This window comes from Flavivirga amylovorans (genome assembly GCF_030540875.1).
In the GTDB taxonomy this organism is placed as follows: Bacteria; Bacteroidota; Bacteroidia; order Flavobacteriales; family Flavobacteriaceae; genus Flavivirga; species Flavivirga amylovorans.
On record NZ_JAUOEM010000003.1, the window covers coordinates 664,445 to 689,759 of the forward strand.

The 25,315-nt window shown below is 31.9% G+C and carries 21 protein-coding genes; 12 read left to right on the forward strand and 9 right to left on the reverse strand.

Going from position 1 to position 25,315, the window contains the following annotated elements; all coding sequences use genetic code 11:
* The gene (locus tag Q4Q39_RS11375) at window positions 1–996 is read left to right on the forward strand and encodes a PorP/SprF family type IX secretion system membrane protein (protein ID WP_303282601.1); all 996 of its coding nucleotides are present in this window, start codon (window positions 1–3) and stop codon (window positions 994–996) included.
* Window positions 997–999: 3 nt separating this feature from the next.
* On the opposite strand, the gene Q4Q39_RS11380 is transcribed toward Q4Q39_RS11375, so the two are convergent.
* Complete coding sequence (locus Q4Q39_RS11380) at window positions 1,000–2,910, reverse strand: M1 family metallopeptidase (protein WP_303282602.1); 1,911 nt, start codon at window positions 2,908–2,910, stop codon at window positions 1,000–1,002.
* A 157-nt stretch (window positions 2,911–3,067) separates the two neighbouring features.
* Here Q4Q39_RS11380 and recG point away from each other — a divergent pair, with 157 nt between their 5' ends.
* From recG to Q4Q39_RS11395, 3 genes are all read left to right on the forward strand, one after another.
* The gene (recG, locus tag Q4Q39_RS11385) at window positions 3,068–5,227 is read left to right on the forward strand and encodes an ATP-dependent DNA helicase RecG (RefSeq protein ID WP_303282603.1); all 2,160 of its coding nucleotides are present in this window, start codon (window positions 3,068–3,070) and stop codon (window positions 5,225–5,227) included.
* A 48-nt stretch (window positions 5,228–5,275) separates the two neighbouring features.
* Complete coding sequence (locus Q4Q39_RS11390; protein WP_303282604.1) at window positions 5,276–5,857, forward strand: MiaE family protein; 582 nt, start codon at window positions 5,276–5,278, stop codon at window positions 5,855–5,857.
* 361 nt (window positions 5,858–6,218) lie between these two features.
* The gene (locus Q4Q39_RS11395) at window positions 6,219–8,387 is read left to right on the forward strand and encodes an endonuclease MutS2 (protein WP_303282606.1); all 2,169 of its coding nucleotides are present in this window, start codon (window positions 6,219–6,221) and stop codon (window positions 8,385–8,387) included.
* Window positions 8,388–8,459: 72 nt separating this feature from the next.
* Here the strand turns inward: Q4Q39_RS11395 and Q4Q39_RS11400 are convergent, their stop codons facing one another.
* Window positions 8,460–10,097: a thiol-activated cytolysin family protein gene (locus Q4Q39_RS11400; protein WP_303282608.1), complete on the reverse strand. Its 1,638-nt coding sequence runs from the start codon at window positions 10,095–10,097 to the stop codon at window positions 8,460–8,462.
* A 307-nt stretch (window positions 10,098–10,404) separates the two neighbouring features.
* On the opposite strand from Q4Q39_RS11400, the gene Q4Q39_RS11405 reads away from it, so the two are divergent.
* Entirely contained in the window at window positions 10,405–12,282 is a 1,878-nt protein-coding gene (locus Q4Q39_RS11405; RefSeq protein ID WP_303282609.1) for a tetratricopeptide repeat protein, read from the forward strand.
* A gap of 27 nt (window positions 12,283–12,309) precedes the next feature.
* Here the strand turns inward: Q4Q39_RS11405 and Q4Q39_RS11410 are convergent, their stop codons facing one another.
* Window positions 12,310–12,471: a hypothetical protein gene (locus Q4Q39_RS11410; RefSeq protein WP_303282610.1), complete on the reverse strand. Its 162-nt coding sequence runs from the start codon at window positions 12,469–12,471 to the stop codon at window positions 12,310–12,312.
* A 125-nt stretch (window positions 12,472–12,596) separates the two neighbouring features.
* Between Q4Q39_RS11410 and Q4Q39_RS11415 the strand changes: the two genes are divergently transcribed.
* A complete protein-coding gene (locus Q4Q39_RS11415) occupies window positions 12,597–13,016 on the forward strand; it encodes a thiol-disulfide oxidoreductase DCC family protein (protein WP_303282611.1) in 420 nt (139 codons plus the stop codon).
* A 115-nt stretch (window positions 13,017–13,131) separates the two neighbouring features.
* On the opposite strand, the gene Q4Q39_RS11420 is transcribed toward Q4Q39_RS11415, so the two are convergent.
* From Q4Q39_RS11420 to aroC, 6 genes are all read right to left on the reverse strand, one after another.
* Entirely contained in the window at window positions 13,132–14,292 is a 1,161-nt protein-coding gene (locus Q4Q39_RS11420; RefSeq protein WP_303282613.1) for a peptidase MATCAP family protein, read from the reverse strand.
* Window positions 14,289–15,131 carry an N-formylglutamate amidohydrolase gene (locus tag Q4Q39_RS11425; protein WP_303282614.1) on the reverse strand — a complete coding sequence of 281 codons (843 nt, stop codon included), beginning with the start codon at window positions 15,129–15,131 and terminating at the stop codon, window positions 14,289–14,291. Before Q4Q39_RS11425 ends, Q4Q39_RS11420 begins: the two co-directional genes overlap by 4 nt.
* A 3-nt stretch (window positions 15,132–15,134) precedes the next feature.
* Entirely contained in the window at window positions 15,135–15,956 is an 822-nt protein-coding gene (locus Q4Q39_RS11430) for a sulfurtransferase (RefSeq protein WP_303282615.1), read from the reverse strand.
* Window positions 15,957–16,141: 185 nt separating this feature from the next.
* On the reverse strand, window positions 16,142–17,182 hold the full coding sequence (gshB, locus tag Q4Q39_RS11435; RefSeq protein WP_303282616.1) for a glutathione synthase: 1,041 nt from the start codon (window positions 17,180–17,182) through the stop codon (window positions 16,142–16,144).
* A gap of 45 nt (window positions 17,183–17,227) precedes the next feature.
* The gene (locus Q4Q39_RS11440; protein ID WP_303282617.1) at window positions 17,228–18,550 is read right to left on the reverse strand and encodes a dicarboxylate/amino acid:cation symporter; all 1,323 of its coding nucleotides are present in this window, start codon (window positions 18,548–18,550) and stop codon (window positions 17,228–17,230) included.
* Between the two features lie 403 nt (window positions 18,551–18,953).
* Window positions 18,954–20,015: a chorismate synthase gene (aroC, locus tag Q4Q39_RS11445; RefSeq protein ID WP_303282618.1), complete on the reverse strand. Its 1,062-nt coding sequence runs from the start codon at window positions 20,013–20,015 to the stop codon at window positions 18,954–18,956.
* Window positions 20,016–20,298: 283 nt separating this feature from the next.
* On the opposite strand from aroC, the gene Q4Q39_RS11450 reads away from it, so the two are divergent.
* The 6 genes from Q4Q39_RS11450 to Q4Q39_RS11475 all read left to right on the forward strand — a co-directional run bounded on the left by Q4Q39_RS11450 (window position 20,299) and on the right by Q4Q39_RS11475 (window position 25,311).
* On the forward strand, window positions 20,299–21,147 hold the full coding sequence (locus tag Q4Q39_RS11450) for a UDP-2,3-diacylglucosamine diphosphatase (RefSeq protein WP_303282619.1): 849 nt from the start codon (window positions 20,299–20,301) through the stop codon (window positions 21,145–21,147).
* 143 nt (window positions 21,148–21,290) lie between these two features.
* A complete protein-coding gene (locus Q4Q39_RS11455; RefSeq protein ID WP_303282620.1) occupies window positions 21,291–22,511 on the forward strand; it encodes a porin family protein in 1,221 nt (406 codons plus the stop codon).
* A gap of 99 nt (window positions 22,512–22,610) precedes the next feature.
* On the forward strand, window positions 22,611–23,300 hold the full coding sequence (locus Q4Q39_RS11460) for a helix-turn-helix transcriptional regulator (protein WP_303282621.1): 690 nt from the start codon (window positions 22,611–22,613) through the stop codon (window positions 23,298–23,300).
* Window positions 23,301–23,365: 65 nt separating this feature from the next.
* A complete protein-coding gene (locus Q4Q39_RS11465) occupies window positions 23,366–23,743 on the forward strand; it encodes a nuclear transport factor 2 family protein (protein ID WP_303282622.1) in 378 nt (125 codons plus the stop codon).
* A gap of 181 nt (window positions 23,744–23,924) precedes the next feature.
* Complete coding sequence (locus Q4Q39_RS11470; RefSeq protein WP_303282623.1) at window positions 23,925–24,140, forward strand: hypothetical protein; 216 nt, start codon at window positions 23,925–23,927, stop codon at window positions 24,138–24,140.
* Window positions 24,141–24,201: 61 nt separating this feature from the next.
* On the forward strand, window positions 24,202–25,311 hold the full coding sequence (locus Q4Q39_RS11475) for a DNA alkylation repair protein (protein ID WP_303282624.1): 1,110 nt from the start codon (window positions 24,202–24,204) through the stop codon (window positions 25,309–25,311).
* The last annotated feature ends 4 nt before the right edge of the window (window positions 25,312–25,315 follow it).

A 25,315-nucleotide genomic window follows, 5' to 3' on the forward strand; every position in this document is an offset into this window, starting at 1 on the left:
ATGAAAATTAAAATATCAGTCCTAATCATTATAACTTACTACTGTTTTGAAGTGAAAGCCCAAGACCCTATTTTTTCTCAATATTTTTTAGTTCCAGAAACTATGAATCCTGGGTTTTCAGGTTTTGAAGATGCTACATACTTAGGATTGATCCATAGAACACAGTGGCCTAGCCTAGACCTAAGAATAGATACCGAATACGCCTTTTTTAATACTTGGCTTGAAAACATTGGAGGTATAGGTATTAGTATTTTAAATCAGCATGAAAATAACACCAGTTACAACCATTTACAAGGGAATATTAACTATTCATATCACGTAAAACTGGCTAACGATTGGTTCTTTAGACCTGCTGTAGAATTTGGCTTTGGCACAAAATCTTTTAATTTTAGAAACTTGGTATTAGCCGATCAGATCAATATTAATTCAGAAACCATAAATCCTTCTTCATCCGATGTATTTGCAATGAATGCAAATAGGAATGTTACTTTTTTTGATTTTAATGCTGGTTTTGTTTTTGATAAAAAAAATACACGAAATGATACCGATTTATGGTTAGGAGCCTCTATAAAACATCTAAACAGGCCTAATATTTCATTTGTTGAAAATGGAAACGTCCCCTTAGATATCTTTTATTCCATTCATGCCAATTACAAATTTCCTTATTTCGATTATAACGATATGCTTATTTCTGTTAATTATATGCAACAAGGTCAGTATAACAGATTAGACATAGGTACTACAGTAAAACTAGAAAAGCTAATGCTAGGGGCTATGGCAGTTACCAATCCCGCTAAAAATAGCTTAAACAGTCATTTGTTAACCTCAATTAACGCCTTTATAGGCTTAGAACTCGAACAGTTACGCTTTGGTTTCTCTTATGATTTAAATACAACCGATATTGGTAGAACCGATGGTGTTTATGAACTTTCTATCACCTATTTGGCAGGCTGCTTAATTTGCAGAAATCCTGCAAATTTAGAAAGGAGAAAATAATATTTATTTTAATTGTTTCAGCATCTCTTTTGCAAACTTTGAAAATTGCCAATTATGATGCTTCGTAGCTTGCTTCAAATTCTCTTGACATGTTTCACCGCAAGAACTAATCCACATTAAATAACTAAAGGCATTCATACGAATTTCAAAACCATATTTTGAACTTGTATAATCAAGCAGTTCATTGAAAAACAAGGCATCGTTTTCAGGTTCAAAATCATCAGTAATTAAAGCTAATGTTAACCAAAGGGTTCTAATATTCTTGTCATTAAACCCTTGAATATTCTTCGTTTTTTTCAAATATGTGTTTTGATCTTTTGGAAAGCTATTCCAAAGACCAAATAAAGCTGCCTCTATAGTTAAATACGATGCATCGTCCAGAAGTGTTTCATATTCCTTTTTTAACGTTTCTGGTACCTTAGGCAGGTTTTTAGCAATAGCTTGCCGAACTTTTACAGCGTTATTAAAGTCTTTCTTTTGCAATCGATTTGGTATTTGGGAAACAACTTTCGCTTTTGCTTCATCCGAAATCCCAGATAATAAATAACCCGAACATTTAGATGTGTACCCCGTACAATCTACCATCAAATATTCTTGTATAAATACTGATTTTTCAAGACTCTTTAAGGCGGCATCATAATTAAACTTTTTAGCCTGTAACCAAGCTTCAACAAATGCGTCTAAATCCTGACCACTAGCCTGCTCTACCTCATTTATAAAATCATCTGTTTCAACATTTTTGAATTGATTTTTATTCAGATAGTTTATAACCGCAGTTCTAAATACTGAATCCCCTACCTTTTCTCGCAGCATGTGCAATACCCAAGCTCCTTTTTTATAAAAAGTTGTGCTACTCGATTTAGGGTCTAAAAGTGATGTGCTTTGCCTGGCATTATGCTGTTCCAATAACTCCTGAGCATATTCGTAAAGCCTCCAATAGTAATAATTATCACCAAAAATATTACGTTCTGCTAGTAAAGCGTAATACGTTGCAAAGCCTTCTTGTAACCAATGGTGCGTTCCTGAAGTTTCTGTAACCAGATTTCCAAACCATTGGTGTGCTAATTCATGTGCATTAACATTTACATAATTTTTATCAATAAAAGCAATGGAATCTACCACAAAAGCATCAGAGAAGATCGTAGTACTTGTATTTTCCATACCGGCATACAGAAAATCCTTTACCGGTACTTGTTTATAATTTTGCCAAGGATACGGAACACCAATTTCTTCTTCTAGAAAATCGAACATTTGTTTGGTATAACGATAGGTTGGCTCAAACTTTAAAGAATCCGTTGGGTAATAGTACATTTCTATAGGAATACCGCTTTTTGAATAGACTACTTTTTTATGGTATTTACCAATAGCTAGAGCCACTAAATAACTTGACATGGGGTGTTGCATATCATAGTGCCAAATAATTGTTGATTCGTTTATCTGTTTATTTGTTAATTTTCCGTTGGCAATAACTTCGTAATCTTTATCGAAAGTGATTGTTAAATCAAATTCAATTTTATCATTCATATCGTCTATTGATGGGAGCCAATTACTTGTGTATTTACCTTGTCCTTGTGTCCAGATTTGTTTATTTCCATCATCGTGCTTCCAGTCAATAAAATAAAGCGCTTTTTTCGGTTTTGCAAACCACGATATCTGAATACGATGTGATGCATTCTTTTTAAAATCACTCTTTATAATGATATGCTTACCATCATATTCATAATCAAATACAGGAACATCTAGAGCTATGACTTCTTGATGTAAAAAGTTTTTTGCATCAATATAAATGGAATCAATATCTTTTAAAATATCAAATGTATATTCTATATACCCACTCACCTGTTCTATATTTTGGTCGAATGAAATATTTGCATTAGCCCTTTTAAAATCCATATAATCTGTTTGTTGAGACATTCCAAAACAAGTAAAAAGTAGAAAGAAAAAAAATGGTATATGTTTCATATGTAAATAATAAACAAGGATTAGACCAAGATAATGTTTTAATAAGAATTTATAAAGTTCCAATATGATAAGATTCCCACTTTCGTGAGAATTAATTAAATTCGCTTTTATGTCTGCAAAACTTCAAACACCAATAGATTATTTAAAAGGCGTCGGTCCAAATCGCGCTGATTTATTGCGGAAAGAATTAGGCATTCACACGTATCAGGATTTAATTAATTTATTTCCAAATAGATACATAGACAGAACCAAGTATTACAAAATTAACCAACTACAACGGAATAATGCCGATGTTCAAGTCATTGGAAAAATCATAGCTTTTAAAGAAGTGGCTCAAAAACGTGGAAAACGATTAGTGGCGACTTTTCAAGATGATACGGGCACCATGGAATTAGTGTGGTTTAGAGGACAAAAATGGATTCGTGATAACCTAAAACTTAATAAACCCTATGTAATTTATGGAAAAACCAATTGGTTTAGCGGCAAGTTTAACATGCCACATCCAGATATAGAAGCATTGGAAGCTCACAGAGAAAATTTACGTTCTGCGATGCAACCGGTATATCCTTCTACAGAAAAACTATCCAATAGAGGGGTTACAAATCGTGTGATTAATAAAATCATGCAGCAGTTATTTTTAGAAACAGGAGGCAGATTTACCGAAACACTATCTGAAAATCTACTTACCGAATTAAAATTAATCCCTAAAAGAGAAGCACTTTTTAATGTTCATTTTCCGAAGAGTCAAGAGTTACTTTCCAAAGCACAATTTCGATTAAAATTTGAAGAATTATTTTATATTCAGCTACAGCTTATCATTAAAAATTTAGTTCATAAATCAAAAATAAAAGGCTTTCCTTTTGAAAAGGTCGGCACCAATTTTAACACCTTTTTTAAAGAGCATTTACCCTTCGAATTAACTGATGCACAAAAACGTGTGTTAAAAGAAATTCGTGCTGATTTGGGTAGTAATGCACAAATGAATAGGCTATTGCAGGGCGATGTTGGTTCTGGCAAGACTATAGTAGCCCTTATGTCAATGTTAATAGCACTTGATAATGGTTTTCAAGCCTGCTTAATGGCTCCGACTGAAATTTTGTCAGTTCAACACTATAACGGATTACTTGAACACTGTAACAAATTGAATATCAGAATCGGAAAACTTACAGGTTCAACTAAAACTTCAGAAAGAAAAATAATTCATGAGAGTTTAGAAAATGGCGATTTACAAATACTTATTGGCACGCATGCTTTGCTTGAAGATAAGGTGAAATTTAAAAATTTAGGCCTTGCAATTATAGATGAACAGCATCGATTTGGAGTTGCTCAACGAAGTAAATTATGGAGGAAAGGATCCCCTCAATCCTCCCAAAGGGAGGACGCAAAATCCGTTCGCCAAAATAATGGGGCTCACACCCCTCCACATATTTTAGTGATGACGGCCACTCCAATTCCAAGAACTTTGGCGATGTCTGTTTATGGTGATTTAGACATCTCGGTTATTGATGAATTACCACCTGGCAGACAGTCTATAAAAACGGTACATCGTTATGATAAAAATAGACTGAATGTTTTTAAATTTATTAGAGATGAGATAACAAAAGGCAGACAAGTTTATATTGTATATCCATTAATTCAAGAAAACGAAAAGATGGATTACAAAGATTTAATGGATGGGTACGAAAGTATTTCTAGAGATTTTCCTTTACCAGATTATCAAATATCCATTGTTCATGGAAAAATGAAGCCTGCAGATAAGGATTACGAAATGCAACGCTTTATAAAAGGAGAAACTCAAATCATGGTAGCGACCACTGTTATTGAGGTAGGCGTCAATGTACCTAACGCTTCAGTTATGATAATTGAAAGTGCAGAACGTTTTGGTTTATCACAACTACATCAGCTTCGTGGTCGTGTGGGGCGTGGTGCAGAACAGAGTTACTGTATTTTAATGACGAGTCACAAACTTAGTAATGATAGTAAGACACGCTTAGAAACTATGGTGAGAACTAGTGATGGTTTTGAAATCGCTGAGGTAGATTTACGTTTACGTGGGCCTGGGGATATTATGGGAACACAGCAAAGTGGTGTTTTAAACCTTAAAATCGCTGACATTATAAAGGATAATGATATTCTACAATTAGCAAGGCATCATGCTAAAAACGTGCTCAAAAACGACTCTACACTTACTTCTATAGAGAATAAAGTCATTTTAGATACTTACAAATCTTTAGGTAAATACAAAAACATCTGGAATTACATTTCGTAATTTTAGTTGGTCGTTACTTATAATATTACTTTTACAAAAAAAACGATTATGCTTGGTTTAAAACTAGAAACGGATCCGCGTTGGGTAAATATTGTAGAATCTAATATTGAAGAGATTTTAACCGATCATGCCTGGTGTGAACAAAAGGCGGCTTCTAACGCTATAACCATCATTACTTTAAACTCAGAGTATACCGATCTGGTCACAGATTTATTAGTATTAGCCCAGGAAGAGTTAGAACATTTCCAAATGGTTCATGATATTATAAAAAAACGTGGTTATAAATTGGGCAGAGAGCGTAAAGACAGTTATGTTAACGAGCTTTATAAATTTATGAATAAAGGTGGTAACAGACTGCAATGTATGGTAGACAGACTCCTGTTTTCTGCTATGATCGAAGCCAGAAGTTGTGAGCGTTTTAAGTTATTATCTAAAGAAATAAAAGATCCTGAACTTTCTAAATTTTATCATGATTTGATGATTAGTGAAGCAGGTCATTACACAACCTTTATAGGTTTTGCTCGCAAATACGGAAAAGATATTGATGTTGACAAACGCTGGCAAGAACTCGTTGATTTTGAAAGCATCGTCATAAAAAATTACGGTAAAACCGAAACCATACACGGATGAAAAAAGCCCAACCAAAACGGTTGAGCTAATCACAATGTTTGTAGTTTGATTGATGATTTTTTATTAAGCTTCCAACTCTTCTAAAAGTTTTTCTGAATTTGCCTTTATATTAACGGGAGGATTTAAGCACATAAATAATGTGGTAAGGTTGTTAGTTTTCATTTTAGTTATATTTTGAGTTACGTTTTCAAGGTATGTACAAATCTGATCCACAGATGTTAGCATTTTGTTAAAGAATTACAACCCACTGTTAATTAACATTTTTTAAGAGTTTCAGATCTTTTATTTACTTCTCACAAAACCACGTCTTAATTGAATAGAATTTTTAACTTTGTTCTCTTATACCCAGATGAGAAAACGAATGATAAACATTCACGATAAAACATTAAAAGACTTAGAGTTTTCGACCGTCCTACAGCAAGTAAGCGAACACTGTGTCACAGCACTAGGAAATGAAAAAGCATTATTAACAGCTCCTTACAAAACGAAGGAAGAATTACTAGATGCTTTACAATTAACGAATGAATATTTATCTTCTTTTTATAATGATAACCGTATTCCTAATCATGGATTCGACGCTATCTCAAAAGAAATCAAACTATTACGTATTGAAAACACTTATTTAGAAGTACATGCTTTAAAAAAAATAGTTTCAATTTCGTTAACTTCTAATGAGATCGTTAAGTACCTAAAAAAGTTTGAAGAATATTACCCAGGACTTAACAATTATGCATCACATATTGAAGTTACCACAGTAATTATTGAAAAAGTAGATGCGATTGTAGATCGTTTTGGTGATATAAAAGACAATGCCTCTAGCCTACTTTTCGAGTTACGCAAATCCATTAATTCAATAAAAGGCAAAATAAATGCCAGCTTCTCCTCTGCCTTAAACACGTACCACAACCTTGAATATTTAGATGATATTCGAGAATCTGTAGTTGAGAACAAACGTGTACTTGCTGTTAAAGCCATGTATCGTCGTAAGGTTAAAGGTGCTATTATGGGTGGCAGTAAAACTGGCAGTATCGTTTATATAGAGCCTGAAACCACTTTACAATATTCGAGAGAACTTAATAATTTAGAATATGAAGAGCAAGAAGAGGTGATTCGTATTTTAAAGGAACTAACTAATTTTATTCGTCCGTTTTTACCATTACTGGAAAACTATCAGGTATTCTTGATTAACATCGATGTTATTTCTGCAAAAGCAAAATATGCACGATCCATGAATGCTATTCTTCCTGAAATATCTGAAGGAAGAAGTATGTTTTTAAGAGATGCTTATCACCCTTTATTATATTTAAATAATTTAGAAAAGAAAGAAACGACTTTTCCACAAACCATCGAATTAAAACAAGACAGTAGGATTATCGTGATTTCTGGGCCTAATGCTGGAGGAAAAAGTATCACCTTAAAAACAGTTGGTTTATTACAAGTCATGCTACAAAGTGGTTTGTTAATTCCTGTGCATGAACGCAGTAAAGTTTGCTTATTCGATAGAATTCTAAGTGATATTGGTGATAATCAATCTATTGAAAATCATTTAAGCACCTATAGCTACCGCTTAAAACAAATGAATTACTTTTTAAAGAAATGTAACAAGAATACCCTCTTTTTAATTGATGAATTTGGTACAGGAAGTGATCCTGAACTTGGTGGTGCTTTAGCTGAAACGTTTTTAGAGGAGTTTTACCATAGAGAAGCCTTTGGTATTATAACAACACACTATTCTAATTTAAAAATTTTAGCAAACGAGCTGCCAAACATGCTTAATGCTAATATGCTTTTTGATGAACGCACATTAGAACCTCTTTTTAAACTAGTCATTGGACAAGCAGGAAGTTCGTTTACCTTTGAAGTAGCTCAAAAAAACGGGATTCCATATAGTTTAATAAATCGTGCTAAAAAGAAAATTGAACGTAGTAAAGTACGCTTTGATGCTACAATTGCTAAACTTCAAAAAGAACGCTCTCGACTTGAAAAAACGGGTCAATCGTTAAAAATAAACGAGAAGAAAAAAATAGAGGAAGCAGATAAGCTTGAAGAGATTAATGCTAAAATTCAGAAGAAACTAGAAAGCTATCAAGAACTGTACGATAGCAACCAGCGTCTTATTTATTTAGGTCAGAAAGTGAATGACATTGCTGAAAAGTACTTTACCAATAAGCAAAAAAAGGAGTTAATGGCTGAACTTTTTAAATTGGTGCAAATTGAAAATTCCAAGCGTAAAAAAGTAACTGCAAAACAGAAAAAAGTCATAAAAGCGAAAGAAGAGCGAGTAAAAAAAGAAGCTGAAAAGGTAGTCACAGTTATACGTAAAAAGAAAAAAGAAGCCAAGAAAAAAGCTATTGAAGCACCTAAACCAAAACCTAATCTAAAAATAGGAGACCGCGTACGTATGGAAGATGGTCGTGCCATTGGAAGTATCGATAAAATTGAAAAAAACAAAGCTGTTGTAAACTACGGTATATTTACCACCAATGTAAGTATTGATCAATTAGAGTTAGTTGAAGCCTTAAAAAAATAACAGCCAGCACCAAGTTGCTGAATCCACAACTTTAGGTGCCAACTGTATTAATTGACTAATTTCTCTATTTACTTATGGGCATTTGAGCGCTCTAACCGTTACAGGTTGAAATAATTTTTTCTCCGCTATATAGCACTTATCGTAAAGACCACTACCTCCATTATGGATGTAATTACCTAATTCCTTTTTAAAATAACGCTGCTTATAATTTTCATCAACATGCCAATAATTAATTTTACCATCAGAATCTGAACCATCTTCATCATCTATTTGTAATTCAATATAAATTCGAATATCATAAGCTCCATTAGGTAGTGTTAAACCAGATGTGGAATCGTATACCTCATTTCTTTTCCATTTCTTATTTTTGGTTAAATCCCCATAACTTTGAGAAGGTTCTCCTGGTAAATTATTTTTATAGGTAAGCCCTATTCTAAAGCCATCATTCTTAGTATGGTTGTTAAATTCAATTTCTGGATGACTGCTACCTGTAGAAAAACACGTTACAGCTGTATAATCTGTGCTAAAGCCCATTTTTGCTAATGTATTATCCTTTAAATACCTTACTGTATAAGATATTGGCACTCCAGGATTGTTTCTACTATAAATGGCGTTTTCTCCTTTAATTACAGGTTCTAAATCTGCAAATTCTTTAGCTGAAACCAGCTCTGCCGTCGATGCCGCATTACCGCCAATTGCAAACGTTTTAATACTAGATTGTTCTAAAATGCTTTTAGCCTTCACTTCTAAATCGCCATCCACTTTATTCTTCCCAGTTGCATATTCAAAAGCTGTTTTTAACTCTAAATCCGTAGCTTCTGCCGTAGTTTCCATTCTAAACATAATAATTCGCCCATAGCTTACATTATGAATATATGCTGCTGGAGTATTAGCATTAAATATATCTTGTACTTCTTCTGTAGATACACTTTCACCAAAAACATCCGATGGTTTTAAAGGCTGATCCATAGAAATGGTATAAAATACTTGCTTATAAACCATCATAGCAACTCGTTTTTCTTTAGAGGTTTTGTAATCAAACTCAGATGATATATTACCTGTTGCCCATTCTGCGTTCAAGCCTAACTCTAAACTCATTTGCTGTTTAGAATACATGGTCGTTGCTTCTGATGTAGAGTTTGAAGGATTTACATAGCCTTCTCGATATGCATTAGCATTCCACCACTCTAAAGCGTCATCAATAGCGGAATTTGTGTTAGAATTTTTAGGCAATTCAACAGATACATTTCCTGCTTCTCCAATTCCGGGCAAGTCAATTCTTAAAGTCATTGGCGCTCGATCAATATTAATATTAGTTGGCATCCCTCTTTTAAGTGAAGCATCTCCGTAAACTAAAGCTCCTGGCCAAATGATTCCTTTATTCGGGTCTAAAATTGGAATATTACTAAAGTTGGTTTTTAAATTATAATCTGTAGATGTACATACAGTAGATGTATTTTCACCGTGTACATTATCATTAGAATCTGTAGATTCTCCTTTAGTTTTTAAAGACGATTCAGACCCCGTATCTTCTACCCCTAATAATTCGTTACTGCTATAATTAAGTTCCTTTAGGTAATTATCAATACTTTTTTGTAATTCTTGCTTTATGTCTTCCTCAGAGTCTTCTTTACTGCAACTCGGAAATAACACGAATACAAAAAGTAATGCATAGATCATACTTTTAAATAGTAATGGTTGTGTTTTCATAATTAGTGATTTTTGTGATTCAACACTTCAAAACTAGATAGGGATGCCTTCGAAAACTAATTTTTGGCATGGACAAAGTATGGACAACTCTTATAAAAATACCATTTATATGCAATGGACATCATAAAATCACTATTTACAACAAAAGAATACAAAACACTGAAAATCATATATTTAAAAAATAAACAAACGAGTTAAATAGATTAACATATATAGACTTTATATAGACAAGTCTATTTTGAGATGTAGATTAATTTGAAGTTTGAATGTTATAAATAAGTACCTTAGTGAAATCAAATAACATATTATGAAAGCCACTTTTTACATTGTTATAACTGTTTTAACATTTAACCTTTCGTTTGCACAAAATCAAAAATACATTGATAGTCTTAAAAATGAATACAACACCATGCCAGATACCTACAAAAAGGTTCAAACATCTGCTAGGTTATTTTATGCAGAAGTTTATACTAACCCAAAAGCTGGATTTAATCATGCTCTCCAAGCCATTGAACTATCAAAAAAAATTAAATATGAATCTGGTGAAACTGTTAGTTATTTTCATCTTGGGGTTTATTATGATCTAGTGCATAATATTGATTCATCAGAGTATTATTATAATAAAACATTAAAGTTGGCAAAAAAATACAACGATAATGTTATGCAATCTAAATCCTTATCTGTTTTAGCAGGTATAGCATTGGAAAGAGGTGATTTTGAATTAGCTATTACTCTAAGAAATAAAGCTACAGAAAAATTTATAAAAAATAAAGACTATTTAAGTTATGGTGTAAATGTTGGTAATAAAGCAATTATATATAGTGAAAAAGGGGATTACAAAGCTGCAATTAAGGAAAGTCTTTTGGCTCTAAACATTCTCGACACAATAGATAGAGAACCATACCGTAAAGCTGATATTAATATACAAATTGGGGATATTGAAATACGTAGAAAAAATTATTATGAGGCTATAGATTATTACAACAAAGCTTTAAAAGTTTATATTGAATTAAACGACAATATCTACACCAGCAACACGTATATAAATTTAGGCTCTACATATATAGATATTGATAATAAGGTTAAAGCAAAAAAATACTTAGAGAAAGGATTAAAAATAGCAAGAACATATGAAATAAAAGACAATATATATAAAGCATTAACCAGCTTATCAAAAATATATAGCGATGAGGGGCTTTTTGATAAAGCTGTGTCTTATTTAAGAGAAAGTGAACAACTTAGCAAGACTGAAAACAACTCCACAGATTATTTATACGTTATAACAGAAATTGGAAGTGTTTTATGTAAAAAAGGTAATTATAATGAAGGTGTTAAGTATTTAGATTTAGCCATAAAGAAATCAGATTCATTAGATTCAAAATATCAATTAAAAATTGCATATGATGAAAGAGCAAAAGCTTTTGAAAAAATTGGGTTGCCAAATAAGGCACTTGCTGATATTAGAAATTTTATTACCGTTTCTGATGAAATAGATAATATTAGTATATCTAAAGAAATAGAAGAATTAAAAACTATTTATAAAACCGAAAAAAAGGAAGCTGCAATTGCACTTCAACAAGAAGAAATAAAAACTTTAAATGAAAAAGCAAAGGTAGATAAGCTAACCAAAGGGCTTTATTCTGGTGGTATGTTCTCTTTTATAGCTGTATCTGGATTATTATTTTTTGGTTTCCAACAAAGAATTAAGAAAAACCGTATTGCCAGAGAAAAACAAGAAGAAATCTATAAACAAGAAATTGCTTTTAAGCAAAGAGAACTTACAAGCCAAACCCTACATCTTGTTCAAAAAAACACCTTCATTCAAGAACTTAAAGAAAACCTTGAAAAAATTAAAAAATCTCCTGAACTATTTAAAGTTGAGTTTAGAAGACTCGTGATGCTTCTAAAAAAACAAAATGCAGAAGATAAAGATTGGGAAGTCTTTAAATCCTATTTCTCTGAAGTGCATAATAACTTTGACAATAAGCTTAAGACCATCTATACAGATATAAGCGAAAAAGAAATTCGATTGGCTTCTTTTCTACGCATGAACCTTTCTACCAAAGAAATAGCTTCTATGCTTAATGTATTACCAGAAAGTGTTTTAAAATCTAAATACAGGCTTAAAAAGAAGCTTGATTTAGATAAAGAAACAGATTTGAATCACTTTTTGAATAATTTGTAAATTAATTAAAGTAAATGATTAACTGTACTACCTAGGTCTCATGTTATTACCTAACGAATCTTCATCTTCAATACTTTGAAATTCAGTATTAATAAGTTGCTCTACTTCTTCATCTAACGATTCTGACGTACAAGCATTTAATGATATAATTGCAAAAAGCCCTAGTAAATAAAAAACTATTTTTTTCATTGTTATAAATTTATGATTCGTATAAAAATAACAAATTCTTACAATACTGAAGAATTTATCTTCAAACATTTATTATGTCAAACATCAGTATTTTTAAATAGTTTAAAGAGCCTTATCTTTGCACTATGAGTATTGATATTCCAAAACATAAAAAGCTGATCTTATTTGATGGTGTTTGCAATCTTTGTAATACGAGTGTACAATATGTTATAAATCATGATAAAAAGAATGTATTTATGTTTGCTCCACTGCAAAGCGATATTGGTAAGCGTATAATTGAACGCTTTAATATAGATACCCAAAAAACGGACTCTATATTATTATATACTCCCGAAAACAGTATCGTTTCTAAGTCTACTGCTGCTTTAAAAATTGCAACGCATCTAGGTTTTCCTCAAAACTTAATGGGTGTATTTTTTATTATCCCGCCATTTATCCGAAATTGGGTTTACAATTATATTGCTAAAAACCGTTATAAATGGTATGGAAAAAAGGAGGCTTGTATGATTCCTACGCCGGAGTTGAAAAGCAAGTTTTTGGAATAGTTTTGTCATGTCGAAATGAGGTACGATTGAGACATCACATAGTGTTTTGCTAATAAGAAATGTGTAAGTTCTTTATGTGATTTCTCCTAACGTCGAAATGACTTGAACGCAAAATTTACTTCAAACTTCTCAAAATAAAATCTACCTTTTTATTTCTGTTTTTATTTACAGCATAAGAGTCAGTAATATGCTTTGCTGGAACTGCCAAGCCCTTTTTAATAAGAGCTTCTATTTCATTCGCATATTCTAGAGTTACCTTCCCTGTTAATAATAAACTTAAATCTTTTCCTTCTTGATAATAGTTGTAAATCTTTTTAAGCCCTGTGAGATACAAATAATCTTTAGTGAACCCGCCGCCTCTGTGTACTCTTACGGTTATATAAAAAGCCACGTCTCTATCTAAATCATATTGATTATGTAATAATCTAAAGGTTTTAGAAAATGAATACCCTTTTGCCAAACTATCTACAGCAATAACACGATATGCTAACTCTTTTAAGCGTCTTATTGTTAAGTTATCACTCATATATTCTGAGAAAACCGCTAGCCCTTCTTGTGTTTCCTCATTATTAGGAAATCCATGAGAAAATATTTTCAGAGGATGTAATAATCCGTTCATAGTTGTTACCATGTGCACCCCTATTTCATGGTTGGTTAATACAGCTATTTCATTATCAGAGTAAGTATGATTTGTGTTTAAAACCAAAGTCCTGTTATTATTCAGTACCATGGCTATTGCAGAAATTTTATCGGATTCTTTTATACTGTATTTGAAGTTATATCGTTTAGAGAACTCTTTAAAAAACGTTTCTGCCTCTGTAACACTATACTTAGGTTTAAAAACATGGTCATCCTTGTCTTCTTCTTCAAAATGAAGAATAAACTTTGCGTTTTCTACATCTCTTTCTGTAGGTGTTCCAAAACAACGCAAAGAATTATAATAAAATTTCTTTCCACTTCCTATGGTCTCTATACATTGTATAAGCCCTGAATATTCATAAATAATATCCTCATAAAGATTTTTAATTTCGGTGTCTTTAATAAGCTCTAAAGATTGAGAAAATAACGCCCTATGCAGTTTAAACTTATCAAAATTTATAGTTGGGTATTTAAAAATAGGATCAGTTAAATATTTAGATGAAAAGAATCTTGATTTTTCTTCTTCTATATTAGTAGGATTCACAAAGCTCAGCAATTCTATTTGTTTAACTAGGGAATCGATATTTTTATCAACTTGAGAAAGCGCCTCAGTTGACACATTATTTTCAATCTTCATAATGCTTCCTGTCTTTTAAACTGACTATACACACTTAACGCATGTCTTGGTATCCGTGATATTAATTCTTTTTCTACAGTCCGAACAATTTCCGGATATATAATCCCATCAGATTCATCACAATACACTTTTGCTATTTCGGTTGCCAAAACTAAGGTGTTTTCAAAGTTTTGGGTAATATATTTTAAGAAATATCCATGACCTTGAAATGTATCATTGATTTTTGAAGTTGGTTTAATTTCATTTGGAAATGTAATTTCAGATAGACTTAGCCTCCAACCTTCAATACTATCTCCAAATCTATCATTATCAACATTACTCGTACCTAAGTTCCATGTAGGGACTTCTCTATCCCAACGCTTCCAATTATAGCTATGCATATCATAAATGGTGCAAAAACTAAACTTCCTTTCTAATTTTTGCACAAGTGTATGTACAACTTTGTAAAAATTTGTATGTTTTCTAAGACTTTTATCTTTCATTTCTTGGGAAAGTGGTTCACGCCATAATTGCTTCCCCCAGGCAGTTTCAAAAACGGCTTCCTCTGGCGTTCTATTTAAATCGTATTCAAATCTGGAATCACAACCCGCAATAACAATGGGATGCGATTTAATCATGTTCTTAGTTTCTGGATCTTCTTCATACCAACGTTCATATTCGGTATGCATGCAGTTATCCCAAAGCTCTTTTCTAAATTGATGTCCGTCGTGTATAGCTGCGCAAGCATATGGTACATAAGAATCTATCTTTATTGTAAATGAATAATCTGAAGAAACCGCTTCAAAGGTTTCTTCTTTGCAAATTTTGCTTATAATATCTTTGAGCGAAAGCTTTTCCATGGTTTATTCATTAACTAAACTACCCCACTCGGTCCAGGAACCATCATAAACTGATATATTTTTATAACCAGACATATGAGCTCCCAAAGCTAGTACGCATGCTGTAATTCCCGACCCACAGGAAAAAATGACAGGATCTTTTTTATGGACTCTTTTATTCAAAATTGTTTCAATAATTTCTCTAGATTTTAATTCACCAGCATCTAATAAATCAGTATAAGGTAAATTTACCGAATTAGGAATAGTCCCCGTTCGCAAACCTTCTCTTGGTTCTGGTTCTAAGCCATTAAACCTCCTTTCGGAGCGTGCATCTATAATACGATGTGTTTTATTTTTTGAAGCTTCTTTCATGGCATTAAAAAATGTCATGTTTTCTGGTTTGTAATTAGCTATAAAATCACCTAATTCGCCATCATATTTTTTCATAGCCTCGGTATCATAATTCGCTTTTTTCCAGGCAGGAAACCCACCATTTAAAACAGCTATATTATCATATCCAAAAGACTTAAACAACCACCAAACGCGAGCACTTGAGTAAATACCTTTGTCATCATAGACCACAATAGCACTATTTTTATTTATACCTAAAGCTCTTGCTTCTCTTTGAAAATGTTCCTCTGTTGGAAATGTACTAGGAAACGGCCCATTAATATCACTAAACTTCTTTTTAATATCAAAAAATCGTGAATTAGGTATTTGGACTTGTGTGGCATCAAATACTTTATTTATAGTACCGTCTAAAATAACGAGATTACTTGCTATTAAGTTCTTATGAAGCCATTCTACAGATACTATTGGAGATGATATTGAAATACTGGAACTCATTTGAAGCTTTCTTTAACTGACAATAATGCTAAAATTTTATTTTATTCTTTAATCTAGCCATTTACTGATTAATAAACTGTTATCCAATCTACCTCGCAAAGGCACCAAGCCACTGAGAGATATCTAGTTATTAATTATTGCAATGGACACTGCGCCTATAAACTGTAACCGAACACTGAATACTACTACGCATCCTGAACTGTCTTTCGAAGCCTGGTACGTCTATCAAAAGCTTGAAGTTTATCCAAAACTTTCATTTCTAAAAAGTCAATGACTTTTTCTTCTATCTTGGTTTTTAGCTTGTACACTTTATTAATATATGTAATACCTCCAGGAGACATAACGTTAACTTCTACTAATTTCCCTCCAATAACATCAATTCCTACAAAATACAATCCATCGTTTACTAATTTGGGACCAATTTGCTTACATAATGCTTTTTCAGCTTTAGTTAAACTATGTTTTTGTACACTACCTCCTGCCGAAACATTGGAACGATGATCATCTGTTCCTGGAACTCGTTTCATAGCTCCTACAGGCTCACCATTTAGGATTAAAATACGCACATCCCCTTCATCTGCTCCCTCGATATAATCTTGAAGAATCACATAATTAGACGTCCCATTACTACTATTATTAATATAAAAATCTAATAATGAATTGATATTACTCATTGCTGATTTTTCAATTAAAATAACACCAGATCCACCAAAACCATTTAGAGGTTTTAAAATCATTCTATCCGCCGTAGATTCTTTAATCTGGCGTATTAAGTACTTTTTACTTTTTGATACGTGTGTGGCTGGGATAATGTTACTATGGGCATCACCAAAGGCAGCTGTGTACAATTTATTATTAGCTTCGCGCATACCTTCTAAAGAATTCATAATAAAAACATCGTCTTTAACTGAATCTAAAAAATTAAGCATAATAGGATCTAAAGGAGGATTTGCTCTAAAAAATATCACATCAAAGCCTGCCAACGGAAGCATTTCTTCTCGCAATTCTGCTTTATTATAAAATGACTTTAAGGAACTTGGTGTTTTTTCCATCCTACCAACTACCATACACGAAGCACTTGTAACACTATTCCGAATAGTTAAGTTGGCTGGTGAGCATAGGGCTACACCATGTTTTCTTTTTACACATTCTTTAATTAAAGTTAGAGATGTATCATTTTCAGGATCGATTTCTTCCCAAGGATACATTATAAAACACACATTCATAGTCACTCGTTTTTGGATAATTATTTCATTTTAAAGTTAAATATATTATTTTACTTTTTCATAATTATCGTCCCATTCTTTAGGTTTCGGCTCATGTAATTTGCCTAAAGACTTAGCTACTAACATAGATACAGTGGCATCTCCTGTTACATTTACAACCGTTCTACACATGTCCAAAGGTCTGTCTACCGCAAAAATAAGTGCTAAACCAATTGGTAATAATTCTGCAGGAAAGCCTATAGATTCTAATACAATCACCAGCATCACCATACCAGCACTTGGTACGGCTGCACTACCTATAGATGCTAATAGTGCTGTGGCAATTATTACTAATTGGTTAGTAAACGTTAAGCCCTCTGGCCAAATAACCTGCATAATAAATACGGCAGCAATACCTTGATACAAACTTGTCCCATCCATATTGACAGTCGCACCAACCGGTAGTACAAACCCGGAAACTTCTTTATCTACTCCAATATGTTCTTCTACACGTTCCATAGTAACTGGTAAAGTAGCTGCACTACTGCTGGTTGAAAACGCTAAAAGTTGTGCTGGACTAATCTGTTTTAAAAACCATAGAGGCGATTTTTTTGTATACACACTTACCAATATGAGATAAAAACCAATCATTAATATTAAACCACCAACAACACACAAACTGTAGTTTAATAGTTTTAGAAGTATTTCAGTATCATCAAAAGCTATAATAACATTAGCCATCAGAGCAAATACTGCATAAGGTGCAAAAAGCATAATAAGGTCTACCATTTTCATGACGACCTCATTTAACGAATCGAAAAAATTGACAAGAGGCCTTGCCTTTTCTTCTGTAATTAATAATAAACAAATCCCAACAAATAGTGCAAAGAAAATAACTTGAAGCATCTTTGCTTCTCCAAGCGCTTTAAATATATTACTTGGAAAAATATCAACCAATGCGCGTAATGGTCCCGCATCTTTTTGTGCAGATGCTTTAGTAAGTTTATCCGCAACACCAGCATCATTTTCATATTTTGATTTAATTTTCTCTATGGTTTCTTGCGGCATACCATCTCCCGGTTTAATAGTATTCACAATACCTAAACCAATAACTATAGCAACTAAAGTGGTTACCATATAAATACTTATAGTTCGTAACCCCATGGTTTTAATCTTAGAAATATCTTTTAAATCTGAAATCCCTTTTATTAAAGACGCCAAAATTAAGGGTACAGCAATTAGTTTTAGCAGATTAATGAATATCGTTCCGAATGGCGCAATCCAATCCGTAACAAAATCTTTTCCATCTACGGAATTCATAATAAAACCAAAAATAATCCCTAAAACCATCCCTATGATGATTTTCCAATGCAATGCTATTTTTTTCATTCTTTTCCTATCCTCTTATTTAGAGAGGGGTTTATTAATTAAAACTTTATAGAACTATTTATAATCAAATAAATTTGAGACAAGATAAGTATTTTTATTCTGTTTAAGATACAGGTAAAACCAGATTTGAATAAAAGATAACTTGTTTTATTCTGTATTTTTTATAATAGCATAATCCTTTTGAAAAACGCTTAAAATACTGGAGGAAACAAGCATTTCTTTCATAGCTATTCCAAAATAATTTAGATCCTATAAAAATGTAAAGAATATGCAACCAATAATAAATCATCACTGAAAATTTTATTTATTGGTTATTATTGGTGATTTGATACAAAAGGAATTATTTTGGACTCATATTGAGACCTTATTAATCTCTTAAATAGATGTTTAGCTATATATCTTGTTAGCCATACATCTTATTAATCAAGTGAAAGTCAGCTAAAACCAATGCTGCCATAGCTTCAACAATAGGTACAGCTCTTGGTACTACGCAAGGGTCATGACGCCCTTTTCCTTGCATTTCAACAGTATTACCGTCTTTATCTATGGTTTCGTATTTCTGAATAAGTGTAGCCACTGGTTTAAAAGCCACATTAAAATAGATATCCATCCCGTTAGTGATACCACCTTGAATACCGCCCGAAAAATTAGTTTTTGTAGTACCATCATTATTAAACGAATCGTTATGATCGCTACCATACATAGTGCTACCTTCAAAACCACTACCATATTCAAATCCTTTTACAGCATTAATAGAAAGCATGGCCTTACCGAGCTCTGCATGTAATTTATCGAATACTGGCTCTCCTAAACCAACAGGTACATTTTTAATAACACAACTAACAATACCTCCTACAGTGTCTCCTTTACTTCGTACTTCTTTTATATAAGTTTCCATATTAGAAGCCATGGTCTGATCTGGACATCTAACAATATTTGATTCTATTTGTGTTAAGTCTAATTCGGTGTAAGGCTTATTTAATTTCATAGTACCTACACCAGAAACATAGGCAGTAATTTCTATGCCTTTTAACATTTGCTTAGCAATGGCACCTGCCACTACACGACATGCCGTTTCTCTTGCAGAACTTCGTCCGCCACCACGATAGTCTCTAAAACCATATTTCTTGTCGTATACATAATCTGCATGACTTGGCCTATAACTATCCTTTATATGTGTATAATCGTGAGATTTTTGATTGGTATTTTCAATAACAAAACCTATGGACGTTCCTGTTGTTTTTCCTTCAAAAATTCCAGAATGGAATTTAACCGTATCTGGCTCCTTACGTTGTGTAACGATAGCAGATTGACCAGGTTTTCTTCTATTGAGTTCGTTTTGAATTGCTTCTAAATCCAATTCTATTCCAGGAGGGCAACCATCAATAACACCTCCTAAAGCAGGTCCATGAGATTCTCCATAAGTTGTTAAATTGAATAGTTTTCCAAAGGAATTACCTGCCATGTCTAAATTTTTGCTGCTAAAATAAAGCTTTTTTCCAAATCATGTATCCTAAACACCAAGCTATCATGGTATTTTTTTCATGTATTATCATAAACCAAATTTCTTTAAAGCTTTTTTGTTACAGAACTCATTTTTAATGAAAACAACGCAGTTTAAGGCTTCTTTTTATTGTAATAAACAAACGAACAATTGTTTAACATAATACTGACAATTAAATAATTATAAGGTAATATTTACATAATATAAAAGCTAGTAATTTGTAAAAAAAGATAAAACACCATTATTGAAAATTAAACGCAAAATAGAAATCGCTGCCATCTCTGATGTTCATTTAGGTACTTATGGCTGTCATGCTAAGCATCTACTCACCTATTTAAATAGTATTGAACCAAAAAAATTGGTTTTAAATGGTGACATTATTGACATCTGGCAATTTAGTAAACGCTACTTCCCTAAATCTCACTTAAAAGTTATTAAGAAGATTATGGATATGGCTTCTGAAGGTGTTGATGTTATTTACATTACTGGAAACCATGACGAAATGCTACGAAAATTCAGCAATACTACTATTGGTAATATTTCTATTGTTGATAAACTTGTTCTAGAATTAAATGGCAAAAAGGCCTGGTTTTTTCATGGGGATGTGTTTGATGTTTCTATACAAAACGCAAAATGGCTTGCTAAACTTGGTGGTTATGGCTATGATGTACTAACACTTCTTAACCGTGTGGTTAATTGGTATCTGGAAAAACGCGGAAAAGAGCGCTACTCCCTATCCAAAAAGATAAAGAATGGTGTTAAAGGTGCTGTAAAGTTTATTAATGATTACGAAGAAGTTATTTCCGATTTAGCCATTGAAAACGGTTATGATTATGTTATTTGCGGACACATACACCAACCAAAAATAGAGTATAAAGAAAATAAGCATGGCAAAACCATGTATTTAAATTCTGGTGATTGGGTTGAAAATTTCACGGCGCTTGAATATCAATTTAATCGCTGGAAAATATACAATTACAACAAAGACAAGTTTGCTCCTTTTTATGTTGATGAAGACATCGAAAATATGGAAGTGAAAGATTTAATTGCTGCAATTACTATTGTTGAGCAGCATGAAAAAAAGACCAAGTAGCCCTTTGGTCAAATTGTTTTATTTTTTCTAATTTTTTAAGTAAAACCTTCTGGATGTTATAAGCATTTGTATATATTTGGTATGCAATTATATCTCATTATTACGAGACAGTTGCTAAACCAGTTTCTACACAAATAATTATAATGAAAAAACAACTATTTCTCCTAGTTATCTCTGTTTTAAGTATAAATATTCATTCTCAAATTACTTTCGAAAAAGGATATTATATTAACAATTCCGATCAAAAAATAGAATGTTTAATTAAAAACAAAGAGTCAAGAAACACCCCGACAACATTCGATTATAAGTTATCAGAAGAAAGGGAAGAAAAAGTATTAACCGTAAATGATGTTAAGGAATTTGGTATTTATAATATAGTAAAATATATCCGATTTGAAGGTAAAATAGACAAATCGAGTATGGTCATGAGTAGCATGAGCAATACCAAAAACCCTGAATTTCAAAAAGAAACCCTTTTTTTAAAAGTTTTAATAGAAGGAAAAGCCAACTTATATTCCTATGAAGAACCGAACTTGTTAAAGTTTTTTTATAAAAATGAAAATTCAAAAATCAGCCAGTTAGTTTTTAAAAATTACATGCCTGTCAATGATGTTATTCATAAAAATGAAAGGTACAAACAACAATTGCTAAACGATTTGAAATGTGAGAATATTACAATGAATCAAATTAAAAATTTAGAGTATAAAAAAAATAGATTGGTCTCTTTTTTTAAAAAATATAATAATTGCAATAATTCGGAAAACATAACCTTTGAGAAAAAACAAAAAAGAGATCTACTTAATTTAACTTTGAGGCCAGGTTTTAAAAATTCTTCGTTAAAAATAGAAAATGGTAATTATAGAGGTCTAAGTATAAGAGATGCTGATTTTAATAATGAATTAGGCTTTAGGTTTGGCTTAGAAGTTGAGCTTCTTATGCCTTATAATAGAAATAAGTGGTCATTAATTATAGAACCGACCTATCAATCTTATAAATCTGAAAAAGAATACTCAGATCGAAGTGTTAATAAAATAACTGTTGACTATAAATCAATTGAAATTCCAATTGGTATTAGACATTATTTATTTTTGAACAACAACTCTAAACTATTTATAAATGGTTCGGCAATCTTTGATCTTAATAGTGATTCTAGTATTGTTTTTGATTTTAATGGTTCTTCATCTACGGAAAAGCTAGAGATTGAATCAAGACCAAATATGGCTTTTGGCTTTGGTTATAAACACCATGACAAATACAGCTTAGAATTAAGATATCAAACAAATAGAAATGTTTTAAATAAGTATGCAGCTTGGAGTTCTAAATATAGTGCACTATCCGTAATATTTGGATACTCACTATTGTAAATCAAGTGTCATTTTAAATTCTTTTTATTCACGATATAGAAGATTGGCCTGTAGCTTCAAATGGAATAAAGTATCAAAATTAGACTATGCATTAAACCAATGAACAGACTAACCAGAATAACCTCAATTCTTATCCAATTACAATCTAAAAAGGTAGTAACTGCTAAAGATATTGCTGATAGGTTTGAAATTAGTTTACGAACAGTTTATCGGGATATTAAAACGCTTCAAGAAGCTGGTGTTCCCATTGGTTCTGAAAATGGAATCGGTTACTTTATTGTTGATGGGTATTCGTTACCTCCTATAATGATTACAGAAGAAGAAGCTAACGCATTAATTGTTTCTGAAAAATTAATTTCTAATCAAGGAGATGTTTCGCTTATAAAAGATTTCAATTCAATACTTATAAAAATCAAGTCCGTTCTAAGAAATTTTGAAAAAGAAAATGTAGCCAAATTAGAAAACAGGATAACTCCTTCATATAAAAAAGATGTATTTGAAAGTAACTGGCTCTCATTAATTCAAAAATCTATTACTAATACAAAGGTTCTAGAAATCGTTTATCATTCCATTTATAAAGATGAACAAACATTAAGACGTATTGAACCTTTAGGTGTTTATTATACCGATAAAGCCTGGATACTGATTGCTCACTGCAAATTAAGAAACGAAATACGAGAATTTAGATTAGATAGGATTTTAAAAATAAATCCAACACTGGAAACCTTTGATTTTCAGAAAGATTTCAGCCTCTCAGAATATTTTGGCAGATTTACAGAATCAAGTTGACATAAGGCTGTCACCCTTCCATTTTATTTTTGTTCTATTATTAACTATAAATTAAATAATGATAGATGGAAAAAAATGAAATAATTCAAATCTCCAAAAAGCATCCGCAAGCTTTCAAGAACATGGATCTTGATTTAGTTGATCAGTTTTTCACTAAAAACGCAACAAAAACGGGATTTATGTATGATTATGAATCCAGCAAATGGACAGATGTAACTACCGTTGGTCTTTCTGATTTCAAAAACTGGGTGGCAGACTATAATAAAAATGATATCATGCCAAATTCAGAAATTAAAGTTCAGGTTCTTGATTTACAGGAAAAAATAGCTATTGTAAAACTTGAAATGGATTGGGCTCCAAATAAAAAAGGATGTGACTATCTGTTTCTTATAAAAGAAGACCGCTGGTTAATTGATAAAATTCTATGGCAAAGTATTTTGTAGCATCTATCATATAGCATTGATATTGAGCTTGTTTAAAATTTACTAATAAATAAGTAATAGGTTTTAGTAAGCACAATTTGACAAAATATACTATAACTATTTTTAAACAACCTCCTAGAAACAACTAATAATAATTAAATAAATAACTATTGAATTTATCTAATACTAAATCCAAAAAAAAATGAATATCCTAGTATTTAAAACAGACATAGATAATCCTCATAAACTAGCACTGATAAACAATTCTTTTGCTAAAATTCCAGAAATAAATCATTGGTCTGTTGATATGGAAGATATTGACAATGTTTTAAGAGTAGAAACTTCTGGAGATATATTAGAATCAAATATTATAGATTTACTAAATAAGGTTCATGTTTATTGTCAAGATTTAGTTTAACATTTCCAAAAGATTGAACTCATCTTGAGTTCGCTATTAAAACATCTAAATAAAAAACAAAATGGCAGAATTATTAAAAAATATATACAATACTAAATTCTTTGATCGCTTCATAACTTCTGTTGAAGAAGTTGTTCCGAATTTTAACAAAACATCGTTTTTAAAGCATATATATGATTCCGAATGGGACAATAGAGAGCTAAAACAACGTATGCGGCATATAACCCTTATGTTTAAAGATCATTTATCGGATGATTTTAATACGAATGTCAAGGTTATACTGAAACTCATTCCTGTATTGGAAAACAATGGTTTTAAACCAGATAATTTAGAATTCATCTTTTTTCCGGACTTTATAGAAATTTATGGTTTAGAGCATTACGAAACATCTATAAATGCTTTTGAAAAAATCACACAATTTGTGAGCTGTGAATTTGCCGTAAGACCTTTTATAATAGAATATCAAAATAATATGGTAAAACAAATGCTTCTCTGGACAAACCATAAACACAGCTCGGTTAGAAGGCTGGCTACTGAAGGTTGTAGACCAAGACTCCCTTGGGCGATGGCAATTCCATCTCTAAAAGCAAACCCTGCTCCTATTATTCCTATTCTTGAAAAATTAAAAAATGACCCTTCTGAGTATGTGAGAAGAAGTGTTGCAAATAATTTAAATGACATTTCTAAAGACAACCCCGAGACCGTTATTACGCTTGTTAAAAAATGGCAAGGAAAAACCAAAGAAACCGATTGGTTGGTAAAACATGCTAGTCGAACACTTTTAAAACAAGGCAATGCAGACATGATGATGTTATTTGGTTTTGGAACTGTTGACAACATAAAAGTAATCAACTTTAAAATATTGACGCCAAAGGTGAAAATTGGAAATTCTGTAGAGTTTTCATTAAAACTAGTCAACACAAGTAATCTAACCTCCAAAATCCGTTTGGAATATGGGTTATATTATCAAAAAGCGAATGGTACTTTATCTAGAAAAGTATTTAAAATAAGTGAAAAAGAATATCTCGAAAACTCGACTACAAATATTCACAAAAAACAATCGTTTAAGGTCATCACGACTCGTAAATTCCACGTCGGAAAACATCAGATTTCTATAATTATAAATGGAAAAGAGCTGGATACCATATTAGATTTTGAGCTTATTCAATAAGAAT